This window comes from Methanomassiliicoccales archaeon (assembly GCA_026394375.1).
Lineage (GTDB): Archaea > Thermoplasmatota > Thermoplasmata > Methanomassiliicoccales > UBA472 > JAJRAL01.
Genome location: JAPKYJ010000013.1, coordinates 101,914 through 114,842 on the forward strand (window position 1 = coordinate 101,914; position 12,929 = coordinate 114,842).

A 12,929-nucleotide genomic window follows, 5' to 3' on the forward strand; every position below is an offset into this window, starting at 1 on the left:
GCAATAGATTGTCAGTAGAAGTAGGCTAACCTCTCAGGGAAAACCACTTAAGCCGAGGCTGGAATCCCCGCCATGTCCATGGATCCTCCGCCATCTCCCAGCCGTCAGAGGCGCACGGCCGTGGGCATCGCCTCCATCCTCTTCCTCGTCACCCTCGCCGCCTACATCGCCCGTGTCAATGTCTCCGTAGCGCTTCCGTTCATCGGTGCGGACTACGGCTGGAGCAGCTCGGAGCGGGGCGTCTACGGAGGCCTTCTGCTGGGCATCTTCTTGGTCGGATACGGAGTCTCGAACATCTTCATCAGCCCTCTGGTGGACTACTTCGGTCCCAGACGCAGCATGTTGGTGGCGGTAGCGGTCTTCTCGCTGCTCACTTTCCTCACCGGCGTCGTAGGCATGATCTTCCTGGCCCTCATCAGTACGCGGCTGCTGCTCGGCCTGTCCCAAGGCATCCTCTACCCGAGCGCAAGCAAGGTGACCCAAGCCTGGTTCGAGCCCAAGGACCGTTCCAAGGTGAACTCCCTGCACCTGAGCTCGATGTATGTCTCCAATCTCCTGGTGCCCCTTCTCCTCATCCCGCTCATCATGCGCACCGACTGGCAGGTAGCGTTCTACGCTGTGGCCTTCGTCTCCATTCTGACCTTGATACCGCTCTGGATCTATCTCCGGGACAAGCCTTCCGGCAACCACGAACCGACGGAGAGGAAGCCCCTGAAGGAGGTCATCGGCCAGGCCAAGGCGGATTTCAAGGAAGCGCTGCATATCAAGGGGCTTTTCGTGCTGACGGCCGCCGACGCGACCGGCAGTTTGGTCTTCTGGGGCATCTCCCTCTGGCTTCCGACCTATCTCATCCAGGCCAAGGGGTTCAGCCTGGAGACGGTGGCGCTGGCCGCCTCCTTGCCCTACCTCGGAGGTCTGGTAGGCCTCTACTTCGGTTCGCTAATCAGCGACCGTACGGGAAGGAGGGTACTGACCACCTCGACGTTCGGGCTGGTCGCATCGGTCTTCATCCTTCTGCTCATTGGCGCCCAGGACCAGGGCCTGGTCATCTTCTACCTGGGCATGGTGTTCTTCTTCATCGGCATCCTTCCGCCCAACGCCTTCACCCTGCTGCAAGGCATCTGTCCGACCGATAAAGTAGGCACCGCCACAGGCATAATGAACGGCCTGGCGGTCGGCCTGGGAGTGCTGGGGCCGATGATCCTCGGCCTGGCGGTGGCGAGCACCGGCTCATACGATTCTGGGCTGGTGCTTCTGGCGGTCATGGAGGTGATTTCCGCCTTCATCTTGCTTTTCTTTCTGCGCTACGAGAAGTCGAGCAGCGCCGCGCCCACCGAGCAGAGCAAGTGATCTCCGCTGAGCGAGCCTCGCCAAGGAGGCAAGGATTATCCCATCCCAATCCTTTGTGGTGGCGTGCGGAGGCTACCCTTCGAATGCGACGCGCTGGACACGCTGCTGGATGGCGGCGTGGAGTCTAGCTGTGTTACCTTGATCTATGGCGAAGCGGGCACGGGCAAGACCAACCTCTGCCTGGTGCTGGCCCGCAATGTCGCCAAGCAAGGCAAGAAGGTGGTGTACCTGGACACTGAGGGGGTGTCCCTGGACCGCTTTCGCCAGGTGAGCGGCGAGGGCTTCGAGAAGCTGCTCAAGTCCGTGCTCTTCTTCGAGGCAAACAGCTTCGACGAGCAGGAGAAGATGGTGGACAAGGCCATCAAGCTGGCCGAGGGCAATCTGGACGTGGAGATGATCATCGTCGATTCGCTGACTATGTTCTACCGTCTAACCGCCAGAGAGGAGGATAGGACGGAGCGGCGCTCTTTGACGTCGCAGAGCGTCAAGCTCCTCAGCATAGCCCGCAAGAGGGACATACCGGTGGTCCTCACCTCGCAGGTGTACACGGACGTGGAAAGGAAGACCATCGAGTCGCTCGGCGGCCATTCGCTGCATCACAACGCCAAGACCATCATCAGTCTGGAGAAGGTCTCTCCCGGTCGAAGGAAGGCCGTGCTGAAGAAGCACCGTCACATCGCCGAAGGCAAGTCGGCCGACTTCAGGCTGGTGGAAACGGGCATCAGCTGTTAGAGCTCCCGGCCCACGGAGAAGTCCACCACCGCTCGCAGGAACTCCTTCTCCTTCGAATCGCGCAAGCAGTCCAAGCGTTCCTTCGCTCCCTGGGCGTACTCGAGCGCTTTTTCCTTGGCGAAGTCCAGGCTGCCTACCTCCCGGAAGAGGTCTATGCAAGCTCTGACCTCAGCGTCCGTGGCTTTCTCGTCGCCAAGCGCCTTGAGCACCTTGGCTTTCTTTTCCTTCCCTTTGGGACCGAGGGTCTCCAGGGCATGCACCACGATGAGCGTGCGCTTGCCGTTGCGGATGTCGCTGCCCACCGGCTTCCCCAGCACTTTCTCGTTGCCCGTGAGCCCAAGAACATCGTCCCAGATCTGGAAGCCTATGCCCAACAGGCGGGCATACTCCTTCATGTCCTTAATCTGGCGCTGGCTTCCGCCGCCGATGATCGCCCCGCCTTCGGCCGCACAGGCGAAGAGCACCGCGGTCTTCTTCTCCACCATCTCCATGTAGAGGTCGACGCTCACATCTGGATTGTTCTCGAAGTCCACGTCCATCTGCTGCCCTTCCGCGATGAGGTACACGGTCTCCGAGGTACTCTTGACCAGACGACGGAGGCGTTCGCCATCCACGTCCGTGGAGGCGATGACCTCATAGGCGATGGCGAACAAAGCGTCGCCGGCGATGATGGCCGTGGGCACGTCGAAAAGCACGTGCACCGCTGGCCTGCCCCGGCGCACCGGGTCCTGGTCGATGACGTCATCATGGACCAAGGTGAAATTGTGAATGATCTCCAGGGCGCAGCCGAACGGCACCGCCCTTTTCCCCTGCTTGCCCACCGCCTCCGCCACGGTGATGGCCATGAGGGGACGGAGCCGCTTCCCTCCCGCTTCGGGGTAGTGCTTCATGGCCTGGCGGAGCTTCTCGTACTTGCCGACGTCCAGATAGGGCATGAGCGCCGCGTCCACCTCCTTCGCCATTCTTACCAGGTCCTTTGTGATGTCCATTGTGATCACTCCTCGAACTGCTCGATCCAGTCCCTGACCTCTCCGGTCAGTATGAACTTTTTGCTGCCTAGCTCCTTCACCGTCCTGGAATCGGTCAGGAACATGGCCGCTTGGAACTCCGCCTGCACGGTCCGCAAGCGCTCGACCACCGCTTCGCTGGAAACGAGGGCATCCTTGAGCACCGCTCGGGCCATGCCTCCGCAGGAAGCCCCCAGAGCGATGCCCTTGGCGACGTCCAGACCGCTGCTCACACCGCCCGATGCGATGACGGGAACGCCCACCTGAGCCCAGATGGTGGATACGGGCGCAGGGATGCCCCAGGAGCGGAAGGTGCGTCCCAAGGCCTCGAATCGTGCGTCGCCCGATCTCCCCGCCCGGTACATCTCCACGGCCGAGAAGCTCGTTCCCCCTGTACCGGAGATGTCGATGCCTCTCATCCCTATCCCCCGGAGGCGCATGGCCATCTCGTGAGAGACGCCCGCTCCCGTTTCCTTCGCCAGGAGCGGGAATTCCTTCGCCAGGGAGCGGATGGCGTCCAGGCAACCGGCGGATTTGGTGTCGCCCTCCGGCTGCGCCACTTCCTGCAGGAAGTTCATGTGCACTGCCAGTAGGTGAGCGTCCACCATCTCCATCGATCGCCCGATGCTCGTCCGATCCAAGGCTCGCTTGCCTTTTTGCTTGATTAGCTGGGGGGCTCCGATGTTGCCTATGCGCAGGGGGATGTCAAAGTCCTTCATGACCGAATAGGAATCCTCTTCGCCGTGTTCCAGTCCGGCGCGCTGGCTGCCGATGCCCATGCCGATCTGCAGCTCTGCGCACGCCTGCGCGAGGTTGCGATTTATCTTCTTCGCCTTGGGATAGCCACCGGTGATGGCGGTGACGATGAGCGGGAACGCCAGCTTCTTGCCGAAGACTTCCACCGAGGTCTCGACCTGGTTTAGGTCCACCTCCGGCAAGGAGCAATGCACCAGCTTGACCTCCTCCCAGTAGTTCTTGCCCGTGGATACGTCCTCGTCCAGCGTGACCTCGATGTGGTCCGCCTTGCGCTTCTCGATCTGCTTCATTCTCTCAGTCTCCGACCACTTTCGACGCGATCACTTTCTTACCTCGGAGGGCTTGCGAAAGCCTACCTTCCGCGAACCCGTTGATGACCATGACCTCGGCGCCCATCGAGGATATCGCCAGCATGTTCTCCAGCTTCCCATACATGCCTCCGGTGACGTCCACATAGCTCGTCCTCTTGGACAGGGTGCGCAGATAGGATCGATCGACCGTGGTCAGCAATTTCGCTTCCCTGTCCTTCTTGGGATCGGCGGAATAGACCCCGTCGACGTCCGCGCAGAACACCACGCGCTTCGGCCAGAACTCCTCGGCCAATCGCCTTATGAGCTGATCCCCAGAACAGATGCTGAACCCCATTTCCCGGTCCAGGACCACGTCCCCGAAGGTCACCGGCAGGGCGCCCATCTCCATGTACTTGCGAAACAGTTCGACGTCCAGGCGCTCGAGCTTTCCCCCTTTCATGGAGGCACAGGCGGCCGGAGGCAAGGAGACGGCCGGTAGGCGCGCATTCTCGAGCACGTCCATCACCCTCAGGTTCAGGTCTCGCACGTCCTGCATGACCCGGGAGAGGGCAGGCATCTGCTCCGTTCCGGAATAGCCTTTGTCGAGGTTGTGCTGGGCCGCTACCAAGTGGCCGAACGAACCCGCTCCGTGCACCAGCACCACTCGCTCGCCCGAATCGGCGATCTCCTGGGCGAGACGCCGGGTGACCGCCCGACGGAAGCTGCGATAGCGGTCCTTGCGTGTGATAACGCTCCCACCCAGCTTCACTATCATCATGACGGTTGAGCATGCCCTGGCCCATATAAAAAGGCTTACAGCTTTCAGCCCAGATGCGTATGGCATTTAGGACAGCGCTCGTCCGTTTCGCCCACCTCTGTCTGGCAGACAGGGCACGAGAATAATGATCGAAGCTGCGTTCCGCACTTGCGACAGAACACGTCATCCGGCCCTACCTCATCCGCGCAACCGGGACAGCGAGGCACCTTGACCATCTTCTCACCGCAGCGGCGGCAGAAGGTGTCGCCCTCGTCCACCAAGGTATTGCAATTGCGGCAGTAATCGGTCTTGGGCTTGGGTGCCGGCTCCAGCCTGGACTCTAGCGTGGGTTTGTCAGCCTTCGCCTTCTCCTTGGTATCCCCGCCTTCCAGGGATCTCTTGGCCTTCATGGCGAAACGCAGTGCATCGGTGTATTGGCATTTCCCAAGGAAATCCTGCGCCTGGTTCAGATGATCCTCTGCCACCGAGGTGTCCTTCCCTTGGAACTTAGCCTGTTGCAGCGAGTCTTGGACCGAGGAGATCATGAACTTGCTCTCCAGCAAGTCCTTGGGGAACTTTTTTGTCTCAACGAATGGAACCTCGCAAGCCTCCTCCCGGGTGTCTTTCTCGTCGGCCTCGGGGGTCACCGCCACGTCGAAGACCGCCGAGGCTTCATCCGTCTTCACGTGTCGGAGCGCCTCCCTTGCCTTGTCGGCGCTGGTCTTGGCTGAGAGGTAGTCGCCTCGTGAATAGGCGGCTTCAGCGTCGACCATCAGGAGGTCAGCCTCTTTCGATCGCTCTCCCCTTTGCCGGAGGGTGTTGGCCACCGCCTTGGTGCAGACGATGGCATTGAAGGCCTCGTCCTTGATCAAGACCTTGTCCATGCCCTTGGACTTTCGAGAACGGATGAAGCGGACCTCGAAGAACACCGCTATCGCCAGGAGTATCAGCAAGATGACCATGACGGCTATCGTTCCGGGCTCATCGAACGCCGAAGCCATTGGTACACCGACGTTCTCCGAACTCGATTCCTCGCGCTAAAAGCTTTGCCTTACTTTTTCGTTGATGCGAATTGAGAGATGTCCATGCAGATAGCTCCCACCGCAATGGAAGGAAAGAAGAAATAAGGAAGGTTGACAGCGTTCCAGGCTTCCCGTGGGCTCGCGCACCACAGTACAACGGGGAACGCGGGCGGGCTTAACTGCCGGGTTCGGATGAGACCGGGTGTGACCCCGCCGCTATGGCCGTCATACCATCCTTGTCCTCCTCGAACATTGATGTCGTATTTATACGTTGGGGCAGGGCGAATTCATGCGTTTGGTGAGCACCTATCTGATCCCTAGCCAGAGGACCACCAGGAACGCCGCTAAGGTCCCTATCGCCATCGATGAGATGTTCGTGCCTAGCTTGTCCACATAACCCCTTCTTTCCAACGTCGCCCCGATCACGCTGTCCACGTTGCAGCCTATGAAACCGAAGATCACGGGCACTAGCACGGTGAGGTCCAGAGGAAGGGAGTTGAGGATGACCAGCCAGCCGACGAGCGAGGCCACCAAGGCCCCTACGAAAGCCCACGCGGTGCCATATATCGACACGCCTCCATCCGTGCCCGCCGGGACCGACTGGAAGGAGGTTATCAGCCGGGTCTTGGGACTGAGCACCCCCAGCTCGCTGGCGATGGTGTCGGAGGCGGCCACGCTGACGGCGGTGAGGTAGACCAGGGAGGCTGCCGTTCCGCCCTGAACGGAGAAGGCCCAAGCCAAGACGGCCACGCATGCCGGGATCAGGCCGTTCGCCAGGACGTTGCGATAGGCCCGCTCTCCCTTCTTCCCTTCCTGCAGTCCCTTGCGGGTCTTGAGCTCCAAGCGGAACCTGGTGACCGCGAACCCCAGGAGAGCGAAGGCGATGAGCACGATGAGCCAGTTGATGGAGCCAAAGAGCCCTATGACCATGCCGATGACGAAGGATGCCACGCTTCCGCTCACCGTCAGTAGTCTTAACCGGTAGGAGATGACGCTGAGGGCGGCGCACAGAACCAGCACCACTAGCAGGTTCTCCAGGAAAGACATTCAGGCCGCATGAGGTGGGCGGCTATTTCAACCTTGGCTCCTAGGTGCCGCTCACTTCTTGCCTTCCTCGGAGATGTCCTTGGCCACCGCTTCCAGCGCGTCCACGTTCCCGCTCTCCAGGTCCGCGGAGCAGTTGGGGCAGGTCTTGCTCTCGGGGGCGATGCTCGCTCCGCAGGCCGGGCATTCTATGGTGGCAGGCGCTTGCATCTCCTTCTTCCTGCCCTTGACCCTGGTTCCTGCCAGCAGTGGGCTTGCCATGTCCTTGATGCCGCGCACCTTCTCCAGATCGCCGTCCCAGTTGCGAATGACCGGGCTGTACTGCTCGTCCATGGCCTGCATGACCTGCTTCATGCGCTGCGGGACCTTGCCCACCCGATCCCCGTGAAGAACGACCGCCAGGATCACCAGCTCGCCCTTCTCCACCAGGATCTTCTTCTTTCCGAAGTCCAAGCGTGCCAGGTGCGTGGCCGATTCGTCCTTGAACGAGTCCTTGACGAAGCTCTGGATGGCCACGAGCATGGAGGATAGTATCTCATCATCCATGCCTGGCTTGAGCCGGCGGGTCTGATGGGCCATGAGCCTCCCGTCCTCGTAGATGATGAAGACCTCCTCCACCGCCGCCGCCACGCCCCGAAGATAGAACAGCGTGGCGATTATCAGCGCCGCCAAGACGACAAGCCACAGCCAGGTGCTGTCCTGCAAAGCGGCCACTTGCGGAGCCATCACCAGGATCTGGTACTGTCCGGTGGTGCGGATGTTCTGGGAGCTGTCGAAGGCCACCACCCAATAGGTGATGGTGGCGGTGTGGTTCACCCCCGGTATCTGCCCTTCGAAATGGCTGGCAGTGCCGACCGGGGTCATCTGCACCGTCACCTCGGTTCCATTGTCGATCTTGTAGTGCAGCCAGACCGAGGCCAATCCTACGTTGTCAGTCACGTTGACGGCTATCGTCATCGCCTCGTTGAGAGTGGCGTGGCCACCATTCGAATCGAAGGTGACCGTGGGCACGGTCCGATCGAGGGTGATCTTGTGGTAAGCGATCGTCCAAGCGCCATCGTCGTCGCGCACTCTCAACGTTACATTGTACATGCCATCGATCGGGAAGGAATGGATGACGATGCGCTGCGATGAGTAGGCGGTGAATCCTCCACCATCGTCGAAGTTCCAGCTGAACTGGAGCAAAGGTTCATCGCTGACATTATCTGAGGAATAGGAGGCGTCGAACTGCACCTGCTGCGCGCTTTCGTTGCGGAAGCTGAATTGCGCATGCGGCTGTACGTTCACGACCTCCACGTTCAGTAGCTGCAAGCTCGAGGATTGCGAGAAGGCGTCATCGTCCCACACCCGCACCGCCACCTGATATGATCCGGCCTGAGGGTAGACGTGGCCGGTGTGGTTGGTGCTCCCTCCCGCCTCCACCTGGAACGTCCCATCATAGTGGAAGTCCCATTCGTACCGAATGATGTCCTCTCGTGCCTTGATCGCGTACACGTACACCTGGAACGAATCGTCCTCGTTGAAGCTAGGCTTCGCTGGCTGGAGGCTCACGGTGACGATGGTGGGGTTCGTTTCGAGGATCACCAGCTCTACGGAATGAGAGGAGTTAGAGCCGTCGATCTCCTGCACCCATAGGGTGACATGGTAAGTTCCGTTTCGAGAGTAGGCATTGGTCGGGTTCCTGAGGCTGGAATGGCTCCCATCCCCCAGGTCCCAGTACCATTCGACCAGCTGGTTGAAGGTGGTGGATGTGTCCGTGAATGCAACAGTATCCTTCTCCGTCGGGGAGCTGGGCGAGAACGTGAACATGGCGACGGGGTTCACATCTGCCACTGACATCCACTTGCTCGTCGAGTTCGTGCTTCCGTCGTCGTCCTTGATCGTAAGCGCAACAAGGAAGCTTCCGGTGCGATTGAAGGCGTGGGTGACCTTGGCTCCCCATGCCAAATGCCCGTCCCCGAAGTTCCAGGACCAGTTGACGATCGGGTCCACTGGTGTGGTCGAGGTATCGTTGAAGAACGCTAGGACCCCTTCGATTGGATCGGTGTGGCTGAAGTACACCTGCGGCCCGAGGTCTAGGATGCTGACGGATGTGGAAGTGGAGTTGGTGCTGCCGTCCCGGTCGGTCACCAGCAGAGAGAATAGGTAGGTGCCATTGTCGCCATATGCGTGGGTGGCGTTCCTCAGGTCCGAGTGGCTCCCATCCCCGAAGTCCCAGTACCAGGATGCGATGCCATCGTAGGCGACGCTGGTGTCGTTGAACCAGACGGTCTGGCCTTCGCAGATCGTCAAGGGGGCATAGGTGAACGAGGCCGTTGGCCCGGTATCGGAGATCGTGATCGGGATAGTGATGTTGGCCTCCGTTCCATCCTGGTCGCGGATGCTCAGCTTCACCTGGTAGGTGCCGTTCTGCTGGTAGATGTGAGTGATGTTCCGCACGGTGGAGTAGGAGTTGTCGCCGAAGCTCCAGTACCAGGATGCGATGCCATCGTAGGCGACGCTGGTATCGTTGAACCAGACGGTCTGGCCTTCGCAGATCGTCAAGGGGGCATAGGTGAACGAAGCCGTGGGCGCGGTGTCAGAGATCGTGATCGGGATGGTGATGTTGGCCTCCGTTCCATCCTGGTCGCGGATGCTCAGCTTCACCTGGTAGGTGCCGTTCTGGGCGTAGACATGCGTGACATCCTTCCCGTTGGAGGAGTTGCCGTCCCCGAAGTCCCAATGCCAGTAGACGATCTCGTCATAGTCAGAGGAGTTGTCGTGGAACGTGACCTGTGTTCCTTCCACAGGCTGCAGTGGCGTGAACCAGAAGTCCGCTTGGATGGATGAATCGGAGACGTTCACGACCTTGGTCATTTCACTGGTGTTGCCGTCCGTCTCCCAGATCTTCAGCTTGACCGAGTATGACCCGTTCTGAGCGAACATGTGGGTGATGTTCCTTGAGGTCGAGCTGTTGCCATCTCCGAAATCCCAAAGCCGGGCCGTCAGACCATCGTAGCTGTAGGAGGTGTCGTTGAAGGTGACATTGGTTCCCTCGATGGCATCGGTGGGCGCGAACAAGAAGTTGGCCAGAGGAGCGATGTCCGTGATCTTGACCTGGTGCGAGGTGGAGTTGCTGCCGTCCGAGTCCCGGACGGTGAGCGTGACAGTGAATGTGCCATCATGCACGTAATTGTGAACGATCGAGCTTCCATATCCCACCCCACCGTCGTCGAAGTTCCAAGTCCAGTTAATAATGGGATCCCAGACATAAGTCGATTCGCTGGTGAAGTCTATCGATCCGCCTTCGTTCACCGTATAGGGCGCGAAGTCGAACGCTGCCGTGGGCACTGTATCGCTCGCGACAACGATCTTTGTTCGCTGGTTGGTGTCGCCGTCATCATCTCTTACGGTGAGCAAGACAAGATACGTTCCGTCGGAGTCGAACTGGTAGGCGATGTTCTGGGAGTAATAAGTGTGCCCATCCACGGTCCAGGTCCAGTTGTCGATTGGATCTGGTCCGGTGGTCGAAGCGTCGTTGAAAGTCACCGTCTGGCCTTCGAATGGTGAGCTGGGTGAGTAGGTGAAATCGGCGTTGGGCGCGACATCGGTAATGATCAAAGTCATGTTTGACCAATTGCGGAAGCCATCTCGATCTGTGACCTTGAGTGAAACGAGGTAAACGCCATCGTCGCTGTAGCTGTGGGTGACACTGACACCTGTTTGCACGTCGCCAGGCGCTAACGTCCATTCGTATTGCAGTACACTCCTGTCCGAATACGAATCTTGGCTGCTGGCTCCGGAGAAAACGATGCTCTGCCCTTCAGCTTTCGAATATGAGTTGGTGACCCCATCGGCGGTCGCAACCGCCTTCGGCATGAGGTTGTTCTGCAACCAGTAGCTCGCGCTTTGCGAGACTGAGGCTAGGGAAAGGATATCGCAGCGTTGGTCTCCGTTCGCATCCATGGCCACTATGGATGTCGATAGGCCTCCACTTGTGAAATTGCACGAGTTTGTGAAAACCCAGCTCGTAGTTAGCACCTGTTGCATCATTAGGACGGACACTTGGGGTGAATTCGAACGGCTGACGACGATATCATCCTTCCCGTCGTCGTTGAGATCTCCTGCACCAAAACATGATGACGAAATTCCAAGGCCCTGAGAAGTATACATTGGCGTGTCATCATAGAAGCCGTCCGTGGGTTGCTTGAAGACAAAGACCCCGGTCGACTCATTGATGACCGCTACGTCCGAAAACCCGTTGCCATCAAAGTCACCGATTGCCATGCCATCAAGGCCTACGCCTGGGACCCTAAGCGTTGCGTCCGGAGTTGTCAGGAAATGATCGCCATGTCCCGTTTGGTCGTTGTTGATATAGAGCTCTACCTTGTCCGATTCAAGGTTGAGTGCCGCGATATCACTTCGATTCACATCGCCATTTAGGTTCCCTACGCCCAGAGCTTGTCTCTGCCCTCCAGTGGTTGTCCCCAGACTCTCGGAGCTTGCCATCGCATAGTACGGGAAGGCTCCTGTATTGTAGAGGATCGCAATGCCCCCATCGTACGATACGGCCAGATCACCGTTGTCGACCCCATCGAGATTCGCCGGCACTAAGCCAACTGGGTTGGTCAATCCGAGATTCACGGTCGTGTCTGGCGAGACAGCTGTAAGTGGGTCAGACGATCCCAAGAAAATTGACAGAGTTGACGAGAAATTGCTTAGGACCACAAGGTCGCCAATTGAGTCCCCGTCGACGTCTTGAAAAGTCGTTGCGATTGGCGACCCTACGACGTTGAGATAGTGTACCACATACGGATTGAACCCCGTGATGACTACCCGATTCAGAGTGGGGATGGGAATCGCCGTTGCGTTCCTGCCTCCATACGTGCGTCCGCCACTCGGGCTTCCATAGCCCATTCCAGAACAGAAGACGTTGAGATTTGAATTGCCTCTGATTGCTTCAGTGAACTGGAATACTTCGAGCGTCCCGTTGCCAGCGTTTCCTTGGGCAAGTATTACTGCGCTCTTCTTGCCGTTGGTCAGCTGATCGAACAGCGCACGGACCGGCTGTCCGTTGCACGGGAAAGTGACGTTCGTCATCGAGTAGAAGCTGCCGGTCGGTGTCTGGTAGAAGCAGGACGCGTTGGCCGCTTGATTTGATAGCGTCATCAGGTCAAGTCCCGACAGTCCGGAGAATTCTCCCGGAGCAAGCGCCGAGACTCCATTCTGTGCTCTAATGCGGTGTGAGTACAACGTATCGTAACAACTGAAGTCTTCAGTATTGTTATATATGTGGACATAGCCGCTGGTCCCGCTGGAGACGGCGAGGTCAGGTCTTCCCAGCCCTTGGAAGTCTCCAATCTCGATAGCTGAGATTGCCATGTCCATGCTGATCTTCTTCTGCGACTCCCAGAGCGGGAAGGCGGGGAACGACCAGGTACCTGGGTTCGTCAAAACGTAAAAGTCACTTGAAGACTCATTCGTGATGACAAAATCGACGTATCCATCACCGTTGAAGTCAGCCGTCTTCATCAGGTAGGACGACGTGAAATCTGGGATTCGAATAGTGATCATATCATTCAGGCTTGAAAATGGATACTTAATGACGTTGACAAAATCATCGGTATTGGTGCTTGTCAATCCGCGGCACACCACGGCAATGTCGTCCCTGGGTTGAGATCCGTTTGTGCTCCCGCTCACTCTTACTGCCGAGAGGGCTTCGGGTTGATCATATGTGGAAACGGGATTTGGCGTATGCGACGGGTCATAATTGAACTGCTCGAATAGTATCACCACGTCCGACTGAGCCCCTTTCATTCTGCTGAGGGCGATGTCAGAGTTGCCATCGCCATCAAAATCCCCGACTGCCATGTCTCTTATGTCTGTTGAATCAGTGAGTATGGTTTTCCAGGGCCTCTTCTCGAATGATCCATTTGAATAGCCTATGAAGATCTGGACGTGATAGGTTGTCGAGTATGAAGGTGAGTAAGCA

8 protein-coding genes and 1 rRNA gene are annotated in these 12,929 nt (G+C 58.4%); 2 read left to right on the plus strand and 7 right to left on the minus strand.

All coding sequences use genetic code 11. The features are described 5' to 3' along the window. The first annotated feature begins 78 nt into the window (after nt 1-78). Both NT137_02420 and radB read left to right on the plus strand, forming a co-directional pair. Nucleotides 79-1,350, plus strand: a complete 1,272-nt coding sequence (locus NT137_02420; GenBank protein ID MCX6652192.1) for an MFS transporter — start codon at nt 79-81, stop codon at nt 1,348-1,350. A gap of 63 nt (nt 1,351-1,413) precedes the next feature. Beyond that, a complete protein-coding gene (gene radB / locus NT137_02425; protein ID MCX6652193.1) occupies nt 1,414-2,082 on the plus strand; it encodes a DNA repair and recombination protein RadB in 669 nt (222 codons plus the stop codon). Here the strand turns inward: radB and NT137_02430 are convergent. The 7 genes from NT137_02430 to NT137_02460 form a co-directional block, all read right to left on the minus strand. Beyond that, entirely contained in the window at nt 2,079-3,071 is a 993-nt protein-coding gene (locus NT137_02430; GenBank protein ID MCX6652194.1) for a polyprenyl synthetase family protein, read from the minus strand. The genes radB and NT137_02430 overlap by 4 nt on opposite strands. A 5-nt stretch (nt 3,072-3,076) precedes the next feature. After that, on the minus strand, nt 3,077-4,135 hold the full coding sequence (fni, locus tag NT137_02435; protein ID MCX6652195.1) for a type 2 isopentenyl-diphosphate Delta-isomerase: 1,059 nt from the start codon (nt 4,133-4,135) through the stop codon (nt 3,077-3,079). A gap of 4 nt (nt 4,136-4,139) precedes the next feature. Then, nucleotides 4,140-4,913 (minus strand): isopentenyl phosphate kinase, encoded by a 774-nt coding sequence (locus NT137_02440; protein ID MCX6652196.1) that lies wholly within the window; start codon nt 4,911-4,913, stop codon nt 4,140-4,142. A 44-nt stretch (nt 4,914-4,957) separates the two neighbouring features. Continuing rightward, nucleotides 4,958-5,893, minus strand: a complete 936-nt coding sequence (locus NT137_02445) for a zinc ribbon domain-containing protein (protein ID MCX6652197.1) — start codon at nt 5,891-5,893, stop codon at nt 4,958-4,960. A gap of 130 nt (nt 5,894-6,023) precedes the next feature. After that, nucleotides 6,024-6,144: ribosomal RNA gene (gene rrf, locus NT137_02450) — 5S ribosomal RNA — on the minus strand. A 76-nt stretch (nt 6,145-6,220) separates the two neighbouring features. Further along, nucleotides 6,221-6,961: a DUF92 domain-containing protein gene (locus NT137_02455; protein MCX6652198.1), complete on the minus strand. Its 741-nt coding sequence runs from the start codon at nt 6,959-6,961 to the stop codon at nt 6,221-6,223. 51 nt (nt 6,962-7,012) lie between these two features. Further along, a complete protein-coding gene (locus tag NT137_02460) occupies nt 7,013-10,903 on the minus strand; it encodes a PKD domain-containing protein (GenBank protein MCX6652199.1) in 3,891 nt (1,296 codons plus the stop codon). Nucleotides 10,904-12,929: the final 2,026 nt, after the last annotated feature.

What these genes read in the sequence shown, in the direction of transcription:
- NT137_02420 (MCX6652192.1), top strand. Translation starts at nt 79, where the DNA reads ATGGATCCTCCGCCATCTCCCAGCCGTCAGAGGCGCACGGCCGTGGGC.
- NT137_02430 (MCX6652194.1), bottom strand. Translation starts at nt 3,071, where the DNA reads ATGGACATCACAAAGGACCTGGTAAGAATGGCGAAGGAGGTGGACGCG.
- fni (MCX6652195.1), bottom strand. Translation starts at nt 4,135, where the DNA reads ATGAAGCAGATCGAGAAGCGCAAGGCGGACCACATCGAGGTCACGCTG.
- NT137_02440 (MCX6652196.1), bottom strand. Translation starts at nt 4,913, where the DNA reads ATGATGATAGTGAAGCTGGGTGGGAGCGTTATCACACGCAAGGACCGC.
- NT137_02445 (MCX6652197.1), bottom strand. Translation starts at nt 5,893, where the DNA reads ATGGCTTCGGCGTTCGATGAGCCCGGAACGATAGCCGTCATGGTCATC.
- NT137_02455 (MCX6652198.1), bottom strand. Translation starts at nt 6,961, where the DNA reads ATGTCTTTCCTGGAGAACCTGCTAGTGGTGCTGGTTCTGTGCGCCGCC.
- NT137_02460 (MCX6652199.1), bottom strand. Translation starts at nt 10,903, where the DNA reads ATGGATGCGAACGGAGACCAACGCTGCGATATCCTTTCCCTAGCCTCA.